Consider the following 24245-nt stretch of genomic DNA (forward strand, 5'->3'; position numbering starts at 1 on the left):
AGATGAAATGGTTTTTATTAAAATCTTTCCCAGAAGAAAGGCGGTTCAATGCCTAAAGCTCTTAAATAAACATACCCCTGTGCACGGTGGTGAATTTCATTATCTATGAAATAAAGAACATTTTCATACACCGGAAACTCATATTGTCCGAATAAATTAAAGGTCTCCTGGAAACGCTCTTCAGTAATTTGTCTGAAATAATGATTGATGACCTCAGTTTCTTCATCCCATTTTTTTAGGATTTCTTCTTTGGTTTTTGGAGCAAAAGCCTCTTCGTTGTACGCTTCTGAGTTGTTCTCAATAATTCCTTTTAAAGCAGGGCCGCCAATAGTGATGAGTTCTACTGCCATTTTAGCGAAAGGTCTCATCCCACCAATTGAAAATTCAAATAAATCTTTTTCAGGAAAAGCTTCAATCACTCTTCTTGTCAGGTTTCTATGTCCTTGCCAGTCTTTTAATAATTGCTCAGTAGTCATGAATTGCTGGGTTGCAGTTGCTGTAGTTGTCATAATATATCGTTTTTTGTTATTGTTGATACAAAGGTAAGAGCAGGTTATGACAACAGTTTGTCAGTAGGATTTTTGATGATGAAAAATATTTTATTTCTTTGCTAAAATATTAAAGACCACTTTTCCGTTAAAGAAAAGTATATTAATAAAAAGAAAAATGATTATTTAGAATTATGAAGAAGTATATTTTGCCCGTGATGGCCACTTTTTTATTAGTATCATGTAATAAAATTGAAGAAAAAATAGATCAGACGGTTCAGGAAACCAAAGAAAAAGTACAGCAGAAAGCTCAGGAGGCAGTAGAAGAAACGGTTAAAAAAACAGTGAACGAATCTATTAATTCATTGACTAATTCCGAGGATGTAAAGTTCAATACTGTTTTTCCTAATGCGGGTGAAGATATAATCTCAGAAGAAAAAGGAAAAAAAATACAACTTCCTACTGGTACAGAAGCCTATATCTTTAAATACAAAGCAGACATCGCGGTAGTACTTCCTTTTTTAGAAAAGCAGGCTACTTCTAATGAAGAAAAATCAGATAAAACGGCAAGAAAAATTGATGGCCAAAGCATCATCAGTAAAATAAGTCTTCTCTCAAAATTTCTTCCTGACAATACCTTCGATACAAGCTTTTTAGAAGATATTAAAACCGATAAAAGTATTCAGTATTATAAGCTGAAAAGATTTCCTAAAAGTAGCACTATCATCTACAACCCTAAAAACAAGACCATCATACAATACGTAGAGGTAAATAAATAATTTGGATTGGCCGGCTTTTGTCGGCCTTTTTTATGGTCATTGCGAACCATAGATGAAGAAATTTCCAGCTATTTAAAATTATTCATCATAAAGAATAAAATTATTATTATTTGTAATATATACTAATTATTTTTCGTGTATAGTATAAAATTGTTAATGTATTTCTTTTTTAGGTTATAAATAAGCTACTTTATACTTTGTTCTTGTTTTTGTGAACTAGTAACGTATAGTTGTTTTTTAAACGAAATTCATATTTTTAATTTAATTTTTGTGTTTAGTATTTAGTATTTTTATAAATTTATTCAATTATTAATACTTGACATGAAAAATAAGATCTTTAAAAAACAAATCTGTGCATTAGTATTAACCGGCGCTGGTACTATGGCATATGCTCAGGAAACTGTAAAAGAAAATAGTATAGATGAAGTTGTGGTTACTACGGGTAGAACTAAACCAAGAACCATAATTACCTCAGCAATTCCCATTGATAATATTTCTGCAGTACAGCTAAAATCTACCGGACAGGTTACTTTTGATAAAGCTTTGACGTATGCTGTACCTTCTTTTAATTCATCACAGCAAACAGTTTCTGATGCAACTGCTCATTTTGATCCTGCAGATTTAAGAGGGTTAGGGCCTTCCAGAACATTAGTTTTAGTGAATGGGAAAAGAAAAAATCAAAGTGCTTTAATTTATGTAAATGATACACCGGGAAAAGGTGAGGTAGGTACGGATCTGAAAAGTATTCCATCTGCAGCCTTACAGAATGTAGAGGTATTAAGAGATGGCGCCTCAGCACAATACGGTTCTGATGCTATTGCAGGAGTAATTAATATTATTCTTAAAAACAGTGTCGGAAAAAGCACTGTCAATCTGTTTTCAGGGGTTACTTCAAAAGGAGACGGCTTTAATATCGGAGCCGATTTTAATACAGGAATACGAGTTGCAAAAAATGGAAGTTTGAACCTTACATTAGGATTTTCCTCCCAAAATAAAACTAACCGTGCCGGATCTACTACAAAAGATGAACTTTTTGGTGTAGAGAATGCCTGGACGCATGCCAATCCTGGATTAGGAATGACTATAGGGCAGCCGGAGACAAAAGTTGCCAATATGTTTGTAAACTTTGAGTTGCCCACAGGCGAAACGGGCAAATTCTACGCTTTCGGGGGGACAACTTACAGGAATGGAACTAGCTATGGTTTGTATAGAACACCTTATTGGGTAACTTCAGATTTTGGCTTATTAACTCCGAAAGGACAACCTTATAATGGATTTCAACCGGAATTTAAAACAGATGTTTATGATTATAATTTAACCTCCGGATGGAAAGGAATGTTTGGAAAATGGAGTTTTGATGGGAGTGCAACCTTTGGCTCTAATGCAGTAGATTATGTGGTAGGAAATACTATTAATACATCTTTGGGGGTAAACTCACCAACCCGTTTTAAAGCAGGTGGTCATCAGTTCAGTAATATTATAGGAAACATAGATATCAACCGAAATTTTGGTACGTTTGTTTTAGGTGCTGGGGTTGAAGTACGCAATGAAAACTATCAGGCAACGGCAGGAGAGCAAGCATCCTATATAGGAACCGGTGCAGAATCATTTCCAGGATTGCAGCCTCAAAATGAAGTCAATAAAAATCGTCAGAATATTGGAGCTTATATGAATGCTGAATGGGATGTTACGAAAAACCTGTTGCTTGGAGGAACTGTGAGATATGAAAACTTTAGTGATTTTGGAAATAATGTTTCCTGGAAAGCAAATGCAAGATATAAAATGTTAGATGATAAATTGGTTTTCCGTGGATCTGTTTCTACAGGATTTCGGGCCCCTTCATTACACCAGATTTATTACTCTAACGTTCAAACCAAAATTACAGGGAATACGGTAGCTAATCAGGGGACTTTTAATAATGACTCTCAAATTGTAAGAGCTGATCTTGGCGTACCAAAATTAAATGCTGAAAAAGCCTTTAATATTACTGGAGGATTTGCTGTGAAACCTTTTAAAAACCTTACTATTACAGCAGATTACTATAGAATAAAAATTAAAGACAGAGTCCTTTTCTCAGGAGATATAGGTTACAAAACCGGTGCTCCGGGGAATCCGGATACAACCAACCCTGTAGAAGTAATATTAGACAATAATAAAATAACCTCTTTGAAGTTTTTTACCAATGCGGTAAATACAGTTACTCAGGGAGTAGATTTTGTTGCTAATTATACTTCTGCTGTTGGTAAAGGAAGATTGGGAATTATTGCTGCTTTCAATTATAACGAAACTAAAATAGTAGATAATATTGCCGTTCCACCTATTTTGGCTGAAAATGATTACTCAGAAAACTTTTTTGATAGAAAAGAACAATCCAGAATTATCTCTGCAAGGCCAAAAACAAAAACGATTCTTAGTCTTTCATATGACATATCAAAGTTTAATTTTAACTTTAATAATACTTACTTTGGGGCTGTTACTTGGCAGCACGCTACTGATCCTGCCAAAGATCAGACATTTTCTGGTAAGGTAGTTACAGACTTAGTTGTAACATATAAAATTACAAATGACCTTAAAGTCTCCGGAGTTGTAAATAATTTATTTAATATTTATCCGGATGTAATAGAGAGCAAAGGAGATGTAGTAACAGATCTTGGAGGAAGGTTCAAATATCCTTGGGAAGTAAATCAGTTTGGATTTAACGGAACAACTTTTCAGCTAAATGTTAATTATACTTTTTAATCTGTAAATAAAGGATTGGTATCTGTGTTACCATTCTTAATATCTTAATAAAGGCAAAGTAATCTCAAAAAGATATAAACTTGTATATCCAAATATTAACTGACATTAGATATTAATGTCAGTTAATTATTTTTATATGGAATAGGAAGCTATTACTAATTTTACTTTTCATATTGTCCAAAAAAAGGTATTTTAGTAGTATGAAAATTTATACAAAAACAGGAGATAAAGGCCAAACGGCACTATACGGCGGAACAAGAGTTTCCAAAGCCAGTGCAAGAGTGGACAGCTACGGAAATATAGATGAACTGAATTCTTTCATCGGAATTGCAAAAAGTCATATTGAAGATGAAGAAGTGTTGAGACAATTGAAAAAAATCCAGTTTGATTTATTCACGGTAGGTTCAGAAGCAGCTACACCTGTGGATAAGCTAATGCTGGCCAACGGAAAATCACGTCTTCCGATCATTATTTCAGAAACAGAAATTGAAGAACTGGAGCAATGGATGGATGCCTTTAATGAAAAGCTTGAACCTCTTCAGTATTTTATCCTTCCCGGAGGCGGAAAATCTGCAACATTCTTACATGCTGCAAGAACCATCTGCAGAAGAGCAGAACGCTCATTGGTATTCCTAAATGAATCTGAAGAAGTACGTCCGGAACTGATTAAATATTTAAACAGATTATCCGACTATCTTTTTGTCCTGGCAAGATACATTTCAAAACTAAACAACGAACCGGAAGAATACTGGAACCCGAATGAGAGATAAAGTATTACTTTTCATCAACGGAGATGCTCCGAAATCTTTACCCAATCCTGAAACCTATGATTTGATTGCCTGCACAGACGGCGCTTTTCATTATTTAAAAAGAATGGGTTTTCCTTTAGATAAGCTGGATTTTATTTCCGGTGATTTCGATTCCCATTCCGGATCAGATGAGAATATTTATCAGGAAAAATTTATCCATACACCAGACCAGAATCATACAGATTTCTATAAAGCACTGGATATCATTATTGAGAATGGAGGGAAAAATGTAGATGTTTTTGGCGGAAGCGGAGGTGAGCAGGATCACTTTCTAGGAAACCTCACTGTTGCATACGCTTTTAAAGATAAATTGGAAGTGAAGTTTTATGATGAGTTTTCAGAGTATTATTTCATTCCCAAAGACTTTACGATAAAAGGAATAAAAGATAAAATGGTTTCCCTGTATCCGTTTCCTACAGCTGAAAATATTATCACAAAGGGATTGAACTGGCCTTTGGATAACGGAAGTCTGAATATTATTTCAAGAATCGGAACCCGGAATTTTGCGGTTGAAGATGAGGTTTCCATTACCTATGAAACAGGAGATCTGTTGATTTTTATCGGGAAAAATTATTTGTGATAGGATTTTAAATAAAACCTACGAACACAAGTAATTCAATAGAAACGGGCTTTAGCCCGTTCAATAAAAATATAAGACAAAATCCATTGGCTTTAGCCAAACTTAAAATAAATTGTAAACCACAAAAGTTTATAATATTTAAACTTTTTAAGTGTCTACCGCTGTTTGAAAAGTGCACCTAAGTTCTGAAGCTCTTCGGTCTTCTTCTTAAGTGTACTTTTTTATGTAACTTTTTAAATTTACTTAAGTGAACTAAAGTGTTATTAAAATAAACTTTTGTACCTTTTGTGGAAAAACAAAAATCTATTGAATACATTCATCAAAATACCATTTGCCACCCTTTTATTATTATGTATTTTCTCATGCAAAACACGGCATTTTGAAACTCCGGAATATGGTAAAAATGAAACGGAAAAATTTCTTAAGATCAAAAAAGTTCATAATTTCCGGACAGTAGGCAATATTAAAAATACAGAAGGCCGGGCTTTAAAAGAAGGTATGTTCTACAGAAGTGCCCATCTCCATAAGCTTAAAAAGAAATCTCTTGATGCGTTTGGAAAACTGGGAATTGCTGAAATTATAGATTTAAGAAATTCAAAAGAGATTTTTGAAAAGCCGGATCATCTTCCGAATGGGATCACGTATAAAAAATATTCAGCTTTTGAAGATGAAGGTGATCAGTTGTCACAGGCCAGAAAGCTTGTTCTGAAGGGAAAAGTAAATGCTTCCGATGCAGACAAAAGAATGATTGATTTCTACCGAGAATACGTTACGGAGAATCCGGAGACTATAAAAACCATCATTACAGAGATTATGGAATCAGAGAAACCGATTCTTTACCACTGTACTGCCGGAAAAGACAGAACCGGAATTGTTACAGCTTTAATCCTGACCGTATTGAAGTTTGACAAAGAAACAATCTATAATGAATACCTCTTGTCTAACAACTTCCGGAAACCATTGGTGGAGAAAAGGCTCCGGCTGGCAAATAACTTACATTTTCTGTATCCGAAGATGGATTTGCAGGTTCTGGAAAAATTAAGTTGGGTAGAAAAAAGATACCTTGATGCTGCTTTTGAGGAGATCGATAAAAAATATGGCTCTACAGACACTTATATTCAGCAGGTATTAGGTATTTCTGAGGCTAAAAGAGAGGAATATATTCAAAAGTTTACCCACTGATTATCAGTCGTAAATTTTCATAAACGATAATATTGGGGTATTATTTAAAATTATAATAATTTTAACATCTAAAAACCAAACTTTTTTAGCAATTTTGCATTTCTTAATTCACTTGTTTAGAAATGAAAATAAAGTACTCGGAACTTATTGATCAGACATTATATTTTCCTACAGAGGAGTTTAATGTTTCTGAGAACAATTTGTTGTTTCACGACGTTCCATTGATGGACGTAGTTGAACAATTTGGCACTCCGCTAAAGATTAGCTATCTGCCGAGAATTTCTCAAAATATCCAGAAAGCGAAAAGCTGGTTTAAAGAAGCTTTTGAAAAAACTGAATATAAAAAGAGTTACACCTACTGTTACTGTACAAAATCCAGTCATTTTAATTTCGTATTGGAAGAAGCCTTGAAGAATGAAATTTCTATTGAAACTTCTTCCGCTTATGACATGGATATTGTAAAGTCTCTTTATGAAAAAGAGAAAGTAGACAAAAATATCGAAGTGATCTGTAATGGATTCAAAACTGATGATTATCTGACAAAGATTTCAGATATGATCAACAGTGGTTTTGAAAACATTACTCCGATTCTGGATAATTACCGTGAATTGGATAAGCTTACAGAAAGTATAGATTCTACATTCAACATCGGAATCAGAATTGCTTCCGAAGAAGAACCGAAATTCGAATTTTATACCTCCAGATTAGGAATCGGGTATAAAGATATCATTCCATATTACAGTCAAAAGATCGCTGAACATCCGAATGCAAGATTGAAAATGCTTCATTTCTTCATTAATACAGGGATTAAGGATACATCATACTATTGGAACGAATTATACAAATGTCTTCGCGTATATGCACGTCTGAAGAAAATTGCTCCTGAAGTAGATTCACTGAATATTGGTGGTGGTTTCCCAATTAAAACGTCTCTGAACTTTGATTACGATTACCAGTATATGGTAGAAGAAATTGTTTCCCAGATCAAAAAATTCTGTGAAGAGGAAGGAGTGGAAGAGCCAAATATCTATACTGAATTTGGAAGCTTTACCGTTGGAGAAAGTGGAGCAAACCTTTATAAAATCATTTCTCAGAAACGTCAGAACGACAGAGAAAAATGGAATATGATTGACTCATCTTTCATGACCACTCTTCCTGATACGTGGGCAATTTCAAGACACTTCATTATGCTTCCGTTAAACCGTTGGGAAGATACTTATGAAAGAGTATTCCTTGGTGGGTTAACGTGTGATTCAGATGATTATTATAACTCTGAACAACATACAAATGCTATTTATCTGCCAGTTTTCAGTGATACGAAGCCTTTGTATATCGGATTCTTCCATACAGGTGCTTATCAGGAAACAATTGGAGGATACGGTGGAGTACACCACTGCTTAATGCCTCAGCCAAGACACGTCCTGATCCAGAAAGATGAAAACGGAGAATTGCAATATGAAATTTTCCGTGAAAAACAGGAACCGGAAGATGTATTGAGACTTCTTGGATATAAATAATTTTATGATCAATAGGAACGGACTAGAGTCCTGAGCGTAGACGAAGGAAGCCCGTTCAATAAAAATAAAAATCCATTGGCTTTAGCCAAAACTTACACAAAACAAAAGCTCTCAGATTCTGAGAGCTTTTTTATTTAAAAATATTTTGAAATTTTTTCCAGTTCGAGGTCTTCATAATCTGAAACCACGGTATCAGCTAATGTATAATCCTGATTTTTTGAATGTGGACTTCTGTAAGCAGCACAAAATATCTTAGCTCTGTGGGCCGCGAGAATCCCATTCGTAGAATCTTCAATCACCATGCAGTTTTCAACGGGTTCACCGGCCATTTCAGCCGCCAGGAGAAAAACTTCCGGATGAGGTTTAGATTCCTTCAAATCGGCACCACTGATCTTTCCGCTGAAATATTGTTCCAATCCGAATTTTTCAAATACCATATTGATGGTCGTCATGGTAGCGGAAGAAGCTAAAATAAGCTTGATCCCGTTTTCATGGTAATGCTGAATCAGATTTCTTACCCCGGGAATAAGATCAAACTCATCATCATTATAAAAATAATCTTTAAAATGAGATCTTTTGATGTCAGCAATAGCTTCATGTGTCTGATTCAGGTCAAACTGACTGATCAATGTTTCACAAACCCTTTTGGTGGAAGCTCCGGTAAAAGAAGTGTATAAATCTTCGGAAACTGCAATTTCCAATTCATCAAACGTTTTGAAATAGGCTTTTCTATGCAATGGTTCTGTATCTACAATCACCCCATCCATATCGAAAAGAACAGCTTTTAAAGACATATTCTAAGTTTTTCACAAAAATAGGAAATTGAGTTGAAAGAGGAAAGCTCAATAAGGTAGGAAGTCAGAAGAGGGAAGCTGGAAGTTATTGTAAAGGATGTTTTACTGTAACTTTGATAAATGAATTGAAAAATGCTGATAAAATTGAATGCAAATTGTTTTTTTGCTCTTCATGACTTCCTTCTTCCAGCCTCCAGCTTCCTAACAAATATTAAAATGTTTAATTTATAGTGCGGATTAACGGATAATTATCATTCACAAACTCTCACAGCTCTTACTCTCCAACTCGTAAACTCTTCGTATCTTTGTCTCCAATTTCAACATTAAAATTTTAAAATAAAGCATGAGAACATACGCAGGAATTCCCGAGGAAAACGCAACGTTAGAGAATTCGAAAGTAATGTTGGTAACAGTTCCTTACGATGGAACTTCAACATGGGGAAAAGGAGCTGATAAAGGTCCGGAATTATTCCTAGACGCTTCTGAAAATATGGAGCTTTATGACATTGAAACACAAACTGAACCTTACCTTCAGGGAGTATATTTAGCTGGAGAAGTTTCTGAAAATTCTAGTCCTGAAGCAATGACAGAAGCTGTTTATCAGAAAACAAAAGAGCTTTTGAACCATGAAGGAAAAATATTCACGCTATTCGGTGGTGAACACTCTGTTTCTATCGGTTCTATCCGTGCAGTAGGTGAAAAATTTGAAAACCTTACTGTTCTTCAGTTAGATGCTCACACAGATTTACGTCCTGAGTTCCACGGTTCTACTTCTAACCACGCTTGTGCGGTGTTTGAAGCGAATCAGAAGCATAACTTGGTTCAGGTGGGAATTCGTTCTATGGATGCAGAAGAAGCACAGTATTTACCTGAAGGAAGAGTATTCTTTGCTCATGAAATTGCGAACAACGAGAACTGGGTAAACGACGTATTGGAAAAAGTTTCAGGAAACGTTTATATTACGATTGACCTTGATGCTTTTGACCCTGCTATTGCTCCCTCTACAGGAACTCCTGAACCGGGTGGATTACAATGGTATCCAACATTGGAACTATTAAGAAAAGTATTCGAAAAATGTAATGTAGTGGCATTTGATATTGTAGAATTAATGGATTCTCCAATGGCTAAGCCAACCGCTTTCCTTGCTGCTAAGCTATATTATAAAATGCTTGCTTATAACGATATTTATAACAACGATAACTAATATTCCGCAAGAATCGGATTTTTTCTGTCGTGTATTCTTTGGAAATTTGTGAGATAAAAACATAGTAAGATGTCCACACAAAATCAAATAGATTACAACAGAATTGCCAAAGCGATAGAGTATATCCAGAGCAATTTCAGACTTCAGCCAAGTTTGGAGGAAGTGGCAGAGAATATTCACTTAAGTCCGGCCCATTTTCAGAAAATTTTCACAGATTGGGCAGGAACAAGTCCGAAAAAATTTTTACAGTTCATCAGCCTTGAACACGCTAAAAATTTATTGAAGGAAGAAAAGGCAAGTATTTTTGATACCGCTTATGAAACCGGACTTTCCAGTACAAGCAGGTTGCATGATCTGTTTGTAAAGATTGAAGGAATGTCTCCGGCAGAATATAAAAACGGAGGAAAGAGCCTTGCTATAAATTATAGTTTTTCAGAAAGTCCATTTGGAAATATCCTGGTAGCTTCCACAGAAAAAGGAATCTGCTATATGGCTTTTGAAAATGATAAAGAAACAGCATTAGGGAATTTACAGCATAAATTTCCTAATGCTTCTTTTTTTGATAAGCAGGATGCCCTTCAGAAAAATGCATTGTCTATATTCGATAAAGACTGGACAAAGCTCAACACGATCAAGCTTCATTTAAAAGGTACCGATTTTCAGTTAAAAGTCTGGGAAAGTCTATTAACTATTCCTATGGGAAAACTGTCTACTTATGGAAACCTTGCAGAGAAAATTGGAAATCCTAAAGCATCAAGAGCTGTGGGAACAGCCATAGGAAGTAATCCTGTAGCATTTCTTATTCCCTGTCACCGTGTGATCCAATCTACAGGACATTTAGGTGGATACCGATGGGGAGCTGACAGAAAACAAATGATTGTAGGCTGGGAGAGTTCGCAGCTTTATTCTTAATGTTTTTTTAACCACAAAGGCACAAAAGTTTTTGAACACTTAAGTTATTTTAAGTGACTACTAACTGCTTGAGAAGTACACTTAAGTTTATTGAAAATCTCCGATTTTCACCAATATTTCAGTTGAAGGAGGATATATTCCCCTCCCTTGGAGGGTGGCAAAAATTCAAAGAATTTTTGCCGGGGTGGTTTTATAACAAACTACAATTCCTTTCCAAAAACATTACGTAATTTATATTACCAAAATTAAAAACAATGCTCAGCCTGTTTGATGAAACACCAGATTATCCACTAAGCCTTCTTCCACATGACGGAACTGTTCTGTACTATGGAAAAGTTTTCTCAAAAGAAGAGTGTGGTACTTACTACGATTATCTTTTCAACGAAATTCCATGGCAGCATGATGAGGCAGTTGTCTTTGGAAAATTAATTCTGACTAAAAGAAAAGTAGCCTGGTTTGGAGAAAAAACTTTTGAATATACCTATTCCAACAGAACAAAATATGCAAAACCATGGACTCCCGAACTGCTGAAATTAAAACAGAAATGTGAAGAAGTTTCGGGAGAAACCTATAACTCATGTCTGCTTAATTTATACCATGACGGAAGTGAGGGAATGGCTTATCACAGCGATGGGGAAACAGATCTTAAAAAACACGGTGCTATTGCTTCCCTAACGTTTGGAGCGGAGAGAAAGTTTTTATTTAAACACAAAACGTCAAAAGAAAAAGTAGAAATATTCCTGGAAAACGGAAGTTTATTAATTATGAAAGGAACTACCCAGGACAATTGGCTTCACAGGCTTCCACCCACAACAAAAGTAACCACTCCAAGGGTAAATCTTACTTTCAGAACTATCGAAGAATAAAAACTCTCGCAGATTAAGCAAATCACGCAGATGTTAACGCAATCATCTGTGAAGATCAGTGCAATCTGTGGGAAACAAAATTATTCTTTTATAACAATGATCCGCGAAATCAGCTCAATCTGCGAGAGTCACAAAAAAACGCTGTTCAACTGAACAGCGTTTTCTAATTTATTTTAAGATATCAGCTTCAATAGAACTGTCTCCATACACTTTAATAAATGCTTTAGTGTAATCTTCTTTAGTCGCAAAGTTGGGATTATCCATAAATTTCTGAGGATTCAAAGCGAAAAGCGGGAACCACGTACTGCTGATTTGAATCTGGATTTTATGCCCTTTTTTGAATGTATGAACAACATCCTGAAGTCTGAAGTTCACTGCTGTTTTCTGATCAGGAACTAAGGCTTCTCCTTTCTCTTTAGTATTTCTGAATCTGGCAGGCATAATTTCACTTCTTACCATCTGGTGATAATTTCCGTAGATTACACCATCTTTCTTTTCTACAGGTTTGAAATCTTCAGGATAAACATCAATCAGTTTTACGGCGAAGTCTGCATCAGTAGAAGAAGAGGAAATATTCAGTTTAGCCATAATTTCTCCTGCGAAAGTAATATCTTCTGTCAGTACATCCGTTGTAAACGTTAATACATCAGGTCTTCCTACTGCAAATCTTTGGTCTTCAGACATATAATTTCTTGGAGTAAATCCGTTGAAATCCTTTAAATGATCAGAGCTTAAAACCGGATTGTTAGGATCGCTGTAATATTCTGAATATCCTTGTCCTGAAGTCTTCTTTAATGTATTGTCAGAAAGGTAGAAATTCACTTTTTGAGCATTTTTAGGAGGATAAGAGGCAAATTCTTTCCATTGTTTAGCTCCGGTGTCATACATCAAAGCTTCAGGAAGGCCGGCATCTTCTTTTGTATTTCCTTTCAGATAATGGCTGAAGAATTTTGTTTCCACATTTTTCTGATAGTACGTTGCAATACTGTCTCCGAAATACGTTTCACTATGGAAATGTTTTCCCTGTTCCTGAGACCATCCGCCATGAGAAAAAGGTCCCATTACAATGGTATTTTTAGCCTTTGGACTTGTCTTCTCAATAGTTTTGTAAATATTTAAAGGTCCGGAAAGATCTTCTGCATCAAACCATCCGCCAACAGTCATTACGGCATGGTTGATATTCTTCAGGTGAGGAAGCAGCCCTCTTTTCTGCCAGAATTCATCATAGTTGGTATGATTCATAATTTCCGTCATGAAGAAATTATCTTTATAATATTTTTCATATCCATCTTTCAGGGTTCCCATGTCTCTGTAGAATTTCAAGCCATCTTCAGAGGTTTGTTTAACAAAAGAATCCATGTACCATGCTTTCTGTTCCGGTTTTGTTTTTTGGACTCCAAAAACAGGAAATGTTCTGAAGTATCCCAGCATAAATCTTCCATTGTGAAGAAAGTCATCATTCCAGAAATCAGAAATAGGAGCTTGCGGGGAAGAAGCAACCAATGCCGGGTGCTGTGCTAATGTTCCTACAGCTGTATAGAATCCAGGATAAGAAGTTCCGAATTGTCCTACCTTACCGTTATTATCTTTAATGTTTTTTAAAAGCCAGTCGATGGTATCGTAAGTATCTGTACTTTCGTCAACGTCTTTTTTCGTTTTACGTTCCACCTGCGGAGTCATGTTGGTGAAAGTTCCTTCACTCATATATCTACCCCGTATATCCTGATACACAAAAATATATTTATCTTTCATCAGGAAAGTGTTTGGACCCACTTTGGTTTTATATTCATTTTCACCATAAGGAGCAATGCTGTAGCAGGTTCTCTGCATCAGGAACGGATATTTGTTCTTGTTTGAAATATCCTTAGGAATATAAACAGCAGTGAAAAGCTTCACTCCATCACGCATCGGAATATAAAATTCCTTTTTGGTGAAATTATCTTTAACGAAATTGTCTTTTTGTTCCGTATTCTGAGCCTTTCCAAGAATGAAAAGAAGAATGAATACAACTGAAATAGGGGTCTTCATAAGTAAAATTTGCGGCTAATTTAAAAATAAAAATAATTTCAGGGTATTTTCTTAGATGAATCTTCCTTTAAAAGTGGATTTGTTTTGATTTTTTACTGATGATTGTGGAATATGTAAAAGGATTTTTTTGTGCTGGAAGAGATGAGTGTAGGTCATAAAAACCACCCGTCAAAAATCCTCTGAATTTTTTACACCCCTCCAGAGGAATGGAATGTGCAGCCATTCAACTTAAGTATTAGTGAAAACCAGAGATTTTCAAAACTTAAGTTTACTTCTCAAACAGTTAGTAGTTACTTAAAATAACTTAAGTGTTCAAAAACTTTTGTGACTTTGTGGTTAGCTAATAAAAAAGCCGGAAAATTTTCCGGCCATTGGTTAAAATATATAAAAGTATGGTGTTTATTTGTTTTTCGGTTTTTTACCGGCAAATTTATTGAGTTTCATACTAAGCGAAAACATGATGTATCTTTTCAGGATAAGGTCTTCACGGTCTTCAAAATAAGAATCTGTAATAGTTCTTTTTACACTTTGATTTTGATTCAGTACATCATAAACTTTTATTTTTGCGGTCAGTTGTTTATTATAGAATGAATATCCCAGACTCGCATTCCAGAAATAGAAATCTTTCTTAAATCCAGGGGCGATGTTTGAATTGGTGTTATAAGAAAAATCATTTCCGATGAAGAAACTCTTTTGGAACAGATAATTAGTGAGTTCAATTTTTAAAGACTGGGTAGTGGTATTCACTCTGTTGACATTATAGTTTGTATAATCAGAAAAGCTATATCCAAGGCTGTAAGATGGTTTTATGGTAAAAATATCCTTGATTTCGTAATTAAGATTAAGTCCGGGATTGAAGTTGTAGGCCCTGCTTTTAAATGCTTCTCCATTGATAAATCCGTTATTATAGGTATAATTCATACTAAATCTTGGAGCGATTCTGAATTTATGGTCATTCCATTTAAATGTTTTGGTTAAACCCATACTGAAACTGAAATTTTTATTTCCGCTTATATTACTGTATGTAGTAATCTGTCTTCCGGAACTGTCATATTTGGAATAATTGATCACGTCATTATTTCTATAGGTAAAACCAGCCGTAATATAATAGTTTAAATTTTTGATCATATTATAGCTGTTGAAAGTAAGATTGGTTTCGTTGATCCAGGTGTTTTTAAGATCAGGATTTCCGGTATTGGTAACTAAAGGATTAGATTCATCCTTATAGGGGATTAGTTTTCCGGCATCAGGAATCGTGGAGCTGGAAGAGTTGGATAAGATCAATGTCTGGCGGTCTGTAAAAGAGTATCGGAAATTGGTTGAATAGTTGGGAAGCACAAAATTCTTCTGAAGAGTATACAATTGCCCGTTAAAAACCGAATTAACATTCATATCTGAAATGTCAGCATTGATGGTAGCCCAGAACCCGAACTTCTTTTTATAAAGGTAATATGATAATTCAGGGGTAAACTGATTCAGCCTTTGATCCATACTATTGGAAAGACGGGTATTGTATTGAGAATACTGTCCTGTAACTGGATCAAAATCATTAAAGTCTCTTATATTTCTGGTTAGTTTTGAACCGTATTGCAGTGTGACAGCAATTGTTGCAGAATCCGAGACGGGTTCCGTGTATCTTGCCATAAAGCTGTAGTTATCATCCTGAGAACGGGTTTTCTGTAACTGATTACGGTTATCAGTAGTCATAACGGAGTCCTTATAAAAGGAATTCAGTGACTGATTAATGTTATTATTAGTAGATTGCGTAATAGAAGTATTGATCATAGCCATGATCCCTCTGTTCTTTTTCTTAAAGTTTTTAAAGAAATTAATATTAGGGCTGAACGTATTGGTTTCCCCTCTGGTTTGAGTAATGTTTTTACTTTCATTCAAAAGCTGATCATCTTTCAGGGTGGAAGCTATAGACTGTCCTGAACCGAATGTTTCTGCTTTTGAAAATGAAGGAGCTATGTAAATGTTGGTCAGTGAATCCAGTTTTATGCCTACTGAACTGTTGAAATTATACTGTCTTGATTCATTTTCATTGCTGCTTTCAGAATCTGTTTTGAGGGTATAATCCGGAAGGAGCGTTGTCTTTGAGGCCTTTGAACGGGTTTCATTATTAGAATCTGTATACTGAAGGCTCAGGTTGTCAAGATTGGCATCATTCCCAAGTTTATCATTATAATTCAGACCAAAGCTATTGAATTTTTGAATTCCGCTTCCTTGCTGGCCTGTGCTGCCACGGCCCATCGTATCAAAGATCTGATCCCCTGAACTGCTTTTGGAGTTGATATTATTGGCAGAGGCTAAAACACTGATCTTGGTATCACCTTTAAAATAATTTAAAAATACATTCCCTTCATATCGCTTATCAGAACCATATCCAGCCAATATTTTAGACATAAGGCCTTTGTTTTTCTTTTCATCAATATTGAAATTAATGGTAGTATTTTGAGATTTGGCCGGTCTTTTGGTCAGTTCCTCTTCTTTGGTTTTCGTTGTGGTAAATTGGATATTTTTAATGATATCTGCAGGAAGATTTTGTAAAGCAGTCTTCCCTTCCTTATCAAAGAAAGGTTTTCCATTCACCATGATTTGGTCTACATTTTTTCCGTTGACTGTAATTTTTCCGTCATTGCCAATTTCTACTCCGGGAATCTGTTTCAAAAGCTCATCAATCTGGCTGTCCGGCCTCACCTTAAGGGCTGAAGCATTGAATTCTATGGTGTCATTTTTTACTTTTACAGGAGAAACGGTGATCTTTACCTCATCAATATCAATAACTTTTTTCTTTTCAAGCACTACATCACCTAGGGATAATGACTGTAAAATTTTATCTAGTGCCTTTGAATAGGATAATTTTTCAGTATCAATTTTTAAAAAGGAAGGTTCTTTCACCTCATCAATTGGTAATGAAAATTTACCTTCTTTATTGGTGGCCGTATAATTGATAATGGTGGAATCTTTGGCTTTCAGCAGATAGATGGTAGCATTTTCCACAGGCTTTCTTTCAGGATCAGATACTTTTCCATCAATATAGAGTCTCTGGCCATAGACAATCAGGAAATTGCATACCAAAAACATGAATAATAAGATTTTCTTCATTGAGCTTTCCAAAACGTAAAAATAAAAAAACATCCCAATATTGGGATGCTTCTTATGAATATTTAATATTTCAAAAAATATTTTATGCTCTTAAATATCTTGAATAAGCATATCCTTCCTGGCCGTCAGCAGTTTTCACTTTCCACCAGTCATCAGAAGTCTGCTCAATTAAAGTTACAGCTGATCCTTTTGCAGCTTTTCCTACTACAGCAGCTTCAGTAGAAGGCTCCTGTCTGATGTTCAGATTAGATTCTTCTGTAGCCACAGTAAGAGAAGCACCTGAAGCAAGACCTGCAACCTGTACATCAATATTGATATCTGAAGCAGAATAAGTAGAATCAATAGCTCCTAAAGCATTCCAAACTGCATCTTTTGCAGCCGTATTGGAAGCATCTCCGGAAACATATAGAATTCCGTCCTGTTCCTGAACCTGTAGGTTTGAAATCCCAGCAGACTGAGCCGCTGAAACTACGCTTGAATATTTATCTTGTAATGTACTCATCTTAATTTAATTATTTTACTGTGTAGTTAAATTTAACTTTACCAACTTTTAAAGCGTCAACAGACTGCTTGATTTTTTTAGCTTGTTCCTGAGAAACATTTCCTGTAAGGGTAAGTTCGTCATTGATAACTTCTACTTTTACTGTAGGGAAATCTTTTACCGCATCCTGAACTTTTTTCTGAACTACAGGGTCTACAGCAGATTTAGTTTCAACAGGTGCCGGAGCTGGAGTAGCTTCCACTTTAGACATATCCATTACGTCTTTTACTCCTTTAATTGCCTTTAATTGTGCAATCATGGCATCTTTAGACGCTTGATCCGCGAAAGTTCCGCTTAAGTGAGCCACACCTTCTTTTACTTCAACAGAAGCATTGGGATTAGAAGTTACTACAGTTGTAGCCTGAGTCTGAAGATCGGCATCAGAAACTTTTTTCTTACAAGAAACTGCCCCGAAAGATACAGCTACAGCTAATGCAGCCATTGCGATAGTTTTTTTCATATTGTATATTTATTAATGTTGTTATACAATCAAATGTAATAATAAAATTTGTACCAAAAGAATAAAAATTCAATAAATCTTTCTTAAATTTTTTACAATATTTTCTGAACCAGTGATTTAATTTTTATGTTTCGAAAACTTAATACAGCCTTAAAGTGATTAGAATAAAATATTCTGCCAATTCAAAAACCATTATATTTGCGCAAATTGAACTATATATATGAAAGGACAGAATAAACTTTTTATAGCAATTATCATCGCGCTTATCCTGGGAGTAGGAATCGGAGGACTTGTACATGTAAAGTATCCGGAGAGTGCTGAACCTTTTTCCAAGAACATAAAATTATTGGGAACAGTTTTCATCAGGCTGGTACAGATGATTATTGCACCTTTGGTTTTTACTACACTTGTGGTAGGAATTGCCAAAATGAGTGATATCAAAATGATCGGAAGAGTAGGAACAAAAGCAATGCTTTGGTTTATTTCCGCATCTTTGGTTTCCCTTTTTATCGGGCTAATGCTTGTGAACTGGCTGGAGCCGGGACACGTAACCAAATTACCTGTTCAGGATGTTGCTTCGGCAGAAGACCTTCTGAAAAGCAGTAAAAGTTTCTCTTTAGAAGACTTTGTAAAGCATATGATCCCTAAAAGTTTATTTGAAGCCTTTGCTACCAACGAAGTATTGCAGATTGTAGTATTTGCTATTATGTTTGGGATTGCTTTAGCCAATTTAGGAGAAGAATATTCTAAACCGGTGGTGAAGCTTTTTGATATCATTGCTCATGGTATTCTTAAAATGGTAGGATATATCATGTGGTTTGCACCACTTGGTGTATTGGGAGCCATTGCAGCAGTGGTAGCAACCAATGGTTTTGAAATTTTTAAAGTATATGCCATTTATCTGAGAGACTTCTTCTTTGCTTTGGCTATACTTTGGCTGGTTCTTTTAGTTGTAGGATATTTCATTTTAGGAAACAGGCTGTTTGATTTATTAAAAAGAATTAAAGAACCATTACTAATTGCCTTTTCTACAACAAGTTCAGAAGCAGTATTCCCAAAATTAGTGGAAGAGCTTGAGAAATTTGGATGTAACAACAGGGTAGTATCTTTTATTCTTCCTTTGGGATATTCCTTTAACCTTGATGGGAGTATGATGTATATGACATTCGCTTCCATTTTTATTGCTCAGATTTACGGAGTAGAAATGACAATCGGGCAGCAGATCACCATGCTTTTGGTATTGATGCTTACTTCAAAAGGGATTGCAGGAGTTCCGAGAGCTTCTTTGGTTATTATTGTAGCCACTTGTTCAATGTTTGGAATTCCACCGGAAGGTATTGCCTTAATTTTACCAATTGACCATTTCTGTGATATGGGAAGAAGTATGACCAATGTATTAGGAAATACGCTGGCCACTTCAGCAGTATCAAAATGGGAGGGGCAGTTAACCGAACCTTTAGACAAAATTTAAATAATGAGTGTAAAAAACTTATCATCATACAAAAGCCATATTGAAAAATATGGCTTTTCAGTTATCAATGAGGTCTTCTCTGATGCAGAAGTGGCTGGAATTATCCATGTTTTAGACCATATAGACACTTCAAAAGAGAACTTCAGGAAATCCGAAGACCTGTTTGCCATCAGGCAGTTTTTAAAAGAAATTCCGGAGATTAAAGACCTTATCTTTAATGGGAATATTAAAAAAATCATCAAAGAAATCTTTGGTGACCGGTATTTTGTAGTAAAAAGTATCTATTTTGATAAACCGGAAACTTCCAACTGGTATGTAGCCTATCATCAGGATCTGACCATTTCGGTAGATAAAAAACTTGAACTGTCCGGTTTTGGTCCCTGGACTACAAAACAAAATCAGTTTGCAGTACAGCCACCATTGGATATTTTAGAGAATATTTACACCATCAGAATCCATTTGGATGATACGGATGAAAATAATGGAGCTTTAAAAGTGGTTCCGAAATCCCATACGAAAGGAATTTACAGACCGGAAACTATAGATTGGAATGTAGAAACCGAAGAAGTCTGTAAAGTAAAAAAGGGTGGAGTAATGCTAATGAAACCTCTCACGTTTCATGGCTCAAACCGGACTACGAATGGAAAGAAAAGAAGAGTCATCCACATAGAGTTTTCTGATAGGGAACTCCCGGAAGTTCTGCAATGGGCAGAAAGAATGAATTGATATTAATAAAAAAAGTACTCTTAAACATTTTAAAGAGTACTTTTTTTATTACCAATGTTTGGATATGACTTCACCGAATTCACTAGTGAGATTTTCTTTATGATAAAAAAGTAATAAAAGATATTCTTTTTGCAAAGATTGCTCTGAATCCATTGTTGTTCCAAATAGAATATTACCTTTCAGAGCTTTATTAATAGCTTTTTCCTGGCTTCCAAAACCTATAATAGGAGTTATTTTTTCAATTCTGGAATCTTCTCTTGCTTGTACTTTATAAATAGCAAATAATTGTTTAGGTTTAAAATTCTTGATTTTAGACAAATTGGATTTACTGTTCATTGCCTTTGAATCATCATAATGGGAAACAAATTTTAAATTCTTAAGTCCATTTTTGTTTTCATCTAAATATGAAAAAACCTTATGTAAAGTTTCAAGCCGGATATCATCATCTTTTGTAGGCTGGTCCTTTAATCTGAACATAGGAGAACAGGAATTAATGGAGTAGTTATTATTGTATCCATTTAATAAAATTAGATATCTTTCATTAGATTGTATATTTATTTCGCACGCTCCTGAATAGGCTTGCCCAATCAATCCTCTTACATTTAATGTAGTGAATTTTGTTCCTTTATATACTTTTTCAAATTCTACATCAACTTTATAGGTTCTTTGTTCGGTATTTTCATCATATACCTTCAGGATCTTTATAACCCCTACAACATCTGCTGATAAATAGTTTTCAGTCAAAGTACTTGGAACACAGCTGCAAGCGGATACTTTTATAAAACTTAATAATAAAAATAGAAATAATGATAATTTTTTCATAGTTAGGTATCGTTTTTATCTGACAGAAATTTCATCCACAAAGATATACGTTTCACCACCGGTTTTCTGATGCCATCCGGGAAGTTTTCCAGAATAATAAGCTTTTACTTTAAGGTATCTTGCTTCGGTAGGAAGAATTTCAGTGGTGAAATCTTTGGTCTGAATTTTTTCATCTTTGGTGTCAATATCATTGTCAATTGTATCTAACAGAAAAAAGTCCTTAGCATTCATAGATGCAAAGTATTCCACTTTTTTGGGTATCAGGATTAATGATTTGTGATCCTGAAGATAAGTAGACGTAATGTGAGTGATTTGCAAAGGTGACTGAAAATCGATTACAGCTTCAAAATTCTGTCCCAGATATCCCTGCCAGTCTCCTTTTTTCCAGTCCAGATCACCTTTGATCCCATCAATCAGTGCAAATTTTCCTGTGGCTGTATATTGAGGATTAACTTTTGAAAGGGTAGTGATCTCCCAATAATTGGGTCTTCTGTTGAAACTTGCCGTTACCATTACACTTTTTTCCCTTTTCCTTTCCACATAAGCCTGAACCTGTGTTGTTTTGCTGATGGTGAAAGGCTTTTTGTAAGCTGTGAATTTCTTTTTTTTGTTGACATTACCGGCATCAAGCGTTATATAATAGATTTTATCACCAGGATTTTGTGAAGAGATCTCAACTTTGGTAGAAAAATCAAAGATTCTGTCTGCTTTAATGATTGGAGGAACAATAGCTTCTTGAACAGTAGATATAAGGTCTTCAGTCCCTTTAACTGTATTTATATCTTGAGAATGATTTTGTGCATTCATAACCTGGATAAGCAGTAAAGACAATGCAAGCAGTCCTTTTTTCATATTTGATATTATAATGGATGGGTAAATCAAGTACAGTACCAAATAGGAAGTAAAAGCTATAAAATTGAGATGATATGGGTTGAAGCTGGTAGAGGGAAGCTGGAAGTACTGTTGGGTTATGGAGAGATTGTAATGTTAACTTTGATGAAAAGAAACAGGGCTAATTAATGTGGGAAGCTGGAAGTTATGATTAATTGTGAATATTTAATAAAAGTAATCAGAGGAAGGGTATTATGATGATTATGTTTATAAATTTAACGCAAAGATCTTATAATATAACTGTAATATTTTGATGAAGCAAAGAGTGGAATCAACTTCATTGATTCTTTTGAAGCAGTCGCATGTCCATATAGCTTAATCCGCGACTTTGTCGCGGTTTTAGCTCCCTTAAAATAATACATAATCTAAATGAAACCTTTGCGTTTTAAAAATATAATGTAGGATTATGTAAACGTTTTTATAATCATTTAGTTAATTGAAAGATTGAAAGTAGACTTAAGTCTTCGTTTTCCATCTTCCTTGCTTCTACGCTTCCCCTTCAAACAATTCATTAAGATATTCCACTTTATGGGTTTCATCTCTTGTTGTTCCCAGAAACTTTTTCCAGGCCTGGGACTCATGGTAAACAATACCCATTTCCCAGACGCAGTACGTTGGAAGGTGGGGTTTATTTCTATCCCAGCTCTCGAATTTTCCGGTTCCATCATAATAAACACTTTCCCATAATTCGTTTTCACTTCGCCAGGTACATACCAGAAGAAGGTAATTCTCACCACATCTGTGCATAATTACAAATCCAAGATCTTCAACATTCTGAAAGTTTTCACCAGCATTTTCAATACATATTTTAGCCTTCTGAATATCCTGTGCAGAAACATCTGCCGGATCTTTAGCCAGATCATACCATTTGAATCTCGTTTTTCCTACAATGAATATTTCTTTTGGTAATGCATATTTAGATGGGTAAGCCATAGTTTTCTTAGATTTTGTTTTGTTGGCGGGTGATAGCTCATGATGAAAAAAGAGAAGAAACAAAATTTTTAACGATCTGATTTATCACCTGATATTATAGATTTTATTGATTCTAAATTACCGAAAAAAAACGTAAATTTGTAAACAATTTATATTTATATGTTGACGAAAGAAAAGGTTCAGGAATTCCTTAAAGAAATAGAAGTAGATGACTTGGTGAATAATCTTCAGATTATGGGTAACGATGTTTATATTGACATGACTGCCCATTCACCGGCAATGCACGAAAAGAAAAAGCTGGAAGCGGCTATGAAGCAGGCTTTTGCCAGTGAGTTTGGAGAAGACATTCATTTAAAACTTAAAATCGTTTCTCCAGAACCTAGTGAAATTCAGCAAAGTCAGATCAAAGGAAAACAAATTCCCGGGATTCAAAATATTATCGCTATTGCTTCCGGTAAAGGAGGGGTAGGAAAGTCTACAGTTTCTGCGAATATGGCAGTAACTTTAGCTAAAATGGGCTTCAAAGTAGGATTATTAGATGCTGATATTTACGGACCATCAGTTCCTACCATGTTCGATACAGAAGGCGCAAAACCAATTTCTGTAGAAGTGAACGGAAAGAATATGATGAAACCTATTGAAAATTATGGAGTGAAAATGCTTTCTATAGGATATTTCTCAGGAGCTAACCAGGCAGTAGTGTGGAGAGGGCCAATGGCTTCAAAAGCATTAAACCAAATGATCAGAGATGCTGCATGGGGTGAATTGGATTTCTTATTAATCGACCTGCCTCCGGGAACAGGGGATATTCACTTATCCATCATCCAGGAAGTACCAGTAACAGGAGCGGTGATTGTAAGTACACCTCAGCATGTTGCTTTAGCAGACGTAAGAAAAGGGATTGCTATGTTCCAGATGGAAAGCATCAATATTCCGGTTCTTGGATTAATCGAAAATATGGCGTATTTTACACCGGAAGAACTTCCTGACAATAAATATTATATCTTTGGAAACCAGGGAGCTCAATATTTAGCTGAAGATCTTGGAATTCCGGTATTGGGAGAAATTCCATTGATCCAGAGCATCAGAGAAGCAGGAGATGTGGGAAGACCGGCTGCCCTTCAGGAAAATTCTAAAATTGCAGAAATTTATACTGAAACGGCAAGAAAAATGGTAGAAAGTCTGGTTGAAAGAAATAAAAACCTTCCACCAACTGAGGCTGTGAAGATCTCTACTATGGCAGGTTGCTCGCCAAAAGCAAAATAATAATAACTTTCAATCAAATTTGAAAAAACCGAATTGAACTGAAAAAAATATGGAAACAAACATAACGCACGAAGATACAGTAACAAGAGTAATGGAAGCTCTGGAAAGCATCAGACCGTTTTTGAATAA

21 protein-coding genes are annotated in these 24245 nt (G+C 35.2%); 12 read left to right on the plus strand and 9 right to left on the minus strand.

The annotated features are described in order from the left end of the window. Positions 1-17: 17 nt before the first annotated feature. Positions 18-509, minus strand: coding sequence for a DinB family protein (locus tag BBH99_RS15460; protein WP_066697693.1), 492 nt, complete (start codon positions 507-509; stop codon positions 18-20). Between the two features lie 173 nt (positions 510-682). Between BBH99_RS15460 and BBH99_RS15465 the strand changes: the two genes are divergently transcribed. The 6 genes from BBH99_RS15465 to BBH99_RS15490 all read left to right on the plus strand — a co-directional run bounded on the left by BBH99_RS15465 (position 683) and on the right by BBH99_RS15490 (position 8094). Continuing rightward, positions 683-1267 (plus strand): hypothetical protein, encoded by a 585-nt coding sequence (locus BBH99_RS15465; RefSeq protein ID WP_123873199.1) that lies wholly within the window; start codon positions 683-685, stop codon positions 1265-1267. Positions 1268-1588: 321 nt separating this feature from the next. Continuing rightward, positions 1589-4006, plus strand: coding sequence for a TonB-dependent receptor plug domain-containing protein (locus BBH99_RS15470; protein WP_066697697.1), 2418 nt, complete (start codon positions 1589-1591; stop codon positions 4004-4006). A gap of 200 nt (positions 4007-4206) precedes the next feature. Next, on the plus strand, positions 4207-4776 hold the full coding sequence (locus BBH99_RS15475; RefSeq protein WP_066697700.1) for a cob(I)yrinic acid a,c-diamide adenosyltransferase: 570 nt from the start codon (positions 4207-4209) through the stop codon (positions 4774-4776). Further along, the gene (locus BBH99_RS15480) at positions 4766-5395 is read left to right on the plus strand and encodes a thiamine diphosphokinase (protein ID WP_066697703.1); all 630 of its coding nucleotides are present in this window, start codon (positions 4766-4768) and stop codon (positions 5393-5395) included. The genes BBH99_RS15475 and BBH99_RS15480 overlap by 11 nt, the downstream gene beginning before the upstream one ends. 306 nt (positions 5396-5701) lie before the next feature. After that, entirely contained in the window at positions 5702-6577 is an 876-nt protein-coding gene (locus tag BBH99_RS15485; protein ID WP_066697745.1) for a tyrosine-protein phosphatase, read from the plus strand. A gap of 122 nt (positions 6578-6699) precedes the next feature. Beyond that, positions 6700-8094, plus strand: a complete 1395-nt coding sequence (locus BBH99_RS15490; protein ID WP_066697705.1) for a type III PLP-dependent enzyme domain-containing protein — start codon at positions 6700-6702, stop codon at positions 8092-8094. Between the two features lie 134 nt (positions 8095-8228). On the opposite strand, the gene BBH99_RS15495 is transcribed toward BBH99_RS15490, so the two are convergent. Then, positions 8229-8888 (minus strand): HAD family hydrolase, encoded by a 660-nt coding sequence (locus tag BBH99_RS15495; protein WP_066697708.1) that lies wholly within the window; start codon positions 8886-8888, stop codon positions 8229-8231. A gap of 343 nt (positions 8889-9231) precedes the next feature. Between BBH99_RS15495 and speB the strand changes: the two genes are divergently transcribed. The 3 genes from speB (at position 9232) to BBH99_RS15510 (ending at position 11870) form a co-directional block, all read left to right on the plus strand. Further along, positions 9232-10092: an agmatinase gene (gene speB, locus BBH99_RS15500; RefSeq protein ID WP_066697711.1), complete on the plus strand. Its 861-nt coding sequence runs from the start codon at positions 9232-9234 to the stop codon at positions 10090-10092. Positions 10093-10161: 69 nt separating this feature from the next. Further along, on the plus strand, positions 10162-11004 hold the full coding sequence (locus BBH99_RS15505; RefSeq protein WP_066697714.1) for a bifunctional helix-turn-helix domain-containing protein/methylated-DNA--[protein]-cysteine S-methyltransferase: 843 nt from the start codon (positions 10162-10164) through the stop codon (positions 11002-11004). Between the two features lie 254 nt (positions 11005-11258). Next, positions 11259-11870, plus strand: a complete 612-nt coding sequence (locus BBH99_RS15510) for an alpha-ketoglutarate-dependent dioxygenase AlkB family protein (protein ID WP_066697716.1) — start codon at positions 11259-11261, stop codon at positions 11868-11870. A 168-nt stretch (positions 11871-12038) separates the two neighbouring features. Here the strand turns inward: BBH99_RS15510 and BBH99_RS15515 are convergent, their stop codons facing one another. From BBH99_RS15515 to BBH99_RS15530, 4 genes are all read right to left on the minus strand, one after another. Next, on the minus strand, positions 12039-13898 hold the full coding sequence (locus BBH99_RS15515) for a CocE/NonD family hydrolase (RefSeq protein WP_066697718.1): 1860 nt from the start codon (positions 13896-13898) through the stop codon (positions 12039-12041). A 399-nt stretch (positions 13899-14297) separates the two neighbouring features. Continuing rightward, positions 14298-17006, minus strand: a complete 2709-nt coding sequence (locus tag BBH99_RS15520) for a TonB-dependent receptor (protein ID WP_066697720.1) — start codon at positions 17004-17006, stop codon at positions 14298-14300. Between the two features lie 82 nt (positions 17007-17088). Further along, a complete protein-coding gene (locus BBH99_RS15525) occupies positions 17089-17508 on the minus strand; it encodes an SH3 domain-containing protein (RefSeq protein ID WP_066697722.1) in 420 nt (139 codons plus the stop codon). A 10-nt stretch (positions 17509-17518) separates the two neighbouring features. Continuing rightward, complete coding sequence (locus BBH99_RS15530) at positions 17519-18007, minus strand: BON domain-containing protein (protein ID WP_066697724.1); 489 nt, start codon at positions 18005-18007, stop codon at positions 17519-17521. A 220-nt stretch (positions 18008-18227) separates the two neighbouring features. On the opposite strand from BBH99_RS15530, the gene BBH99_RS15535 reads away from it, so the two are divergent. Beyond that, positions 18228-19478 (plus strand): dicarboxylate/amino acid:cation symporter, encoded by a 1251-nt coding sequence (locus BBH99_RS15535; RefSeq protein WP_066697726.1) that lies wholly within the window; start codon positions 18228-18230, stop codon positions 19476-19478. Between the two features lie 3 nt (positions 19479-19481). Continuing rightward, on the plus strand, positions 19482-20204 hold the full coding sequence (locus BBH99_RS15540) for a phytanoyl-CoA dioxygenase family protein (RefSeq protein ID WP_066697728.1): 723 nt from the start codon (positions 19482-19484) through the stop codon (positions 20202-20204). Between the two features lie 48 nt (positions 20205-20252). Here BBH99_RS15540 and BBH99_RS15545 read toward each other — a convergent pair whose 3' ends face one another. The 3 genes from BBH99_RS15545 to BBH99_RS15555 form a co-directional block, all read right to left on the minus strand. After that, on the minus strand, positions 20253-21026 hold the full coding sequence (locus BBH99_RS15545) for a hypothetical protein (protein WP_066697733.1): 774 nt from the start codon (positions 21024-21026) through the stop codon (positions 20253-20255). 15 nt (positions 21027-21041) lie between these two features. After that, a complete protein-coding gene (locus BBH99_RS15550) occupies positions 21042-21878 on the minus strand; it encodes a chitobiase/beta-hexosaminidase C-terminal domain-containing protein (RefSeq protein WP_066697736.1) in 837 nt (278 codons plus the stop codon). 525 nt (positions 21879-22403) lie between these two features. Then, positions 22404-22850, minus strand: coding sequence for a hypothetical protein (locus BBH99_RS15555; protein WP_066697740.1), 447 nt, complete (start codon positions 22848-22850; stop codon positions 22404-22406). A gap of 159 nt (positions 22851-23009) precedes the next feature. On the opposite strand from BBH99_RS15555, the gene BBH99_RS15560 reads away from it, so the two are divergent. Then, positions 23010-24116 (plus strand): Mrp/NBP35 family ATP-binding protein, encoded by a 1107-nt coding sequence (locus tag BBH99_RS15560; protein ID WP_066697742.1) that lies wholly within the window; start codon positions 23010-23012, stop codon positions 24114-24116. Positions 24117-24245: the final 129 nt, after the last annotated feature.

The organism is Chryseobacterium contaminans (assembly GCF_001684955.1).
Classification (GTDB): domain Bacteria; phylum Bacteroidota; class Bacteroidia; order Flavobacteriales; family Weeksellaceae; genus Chryseobacterium; species Chryseobacterium contaminans.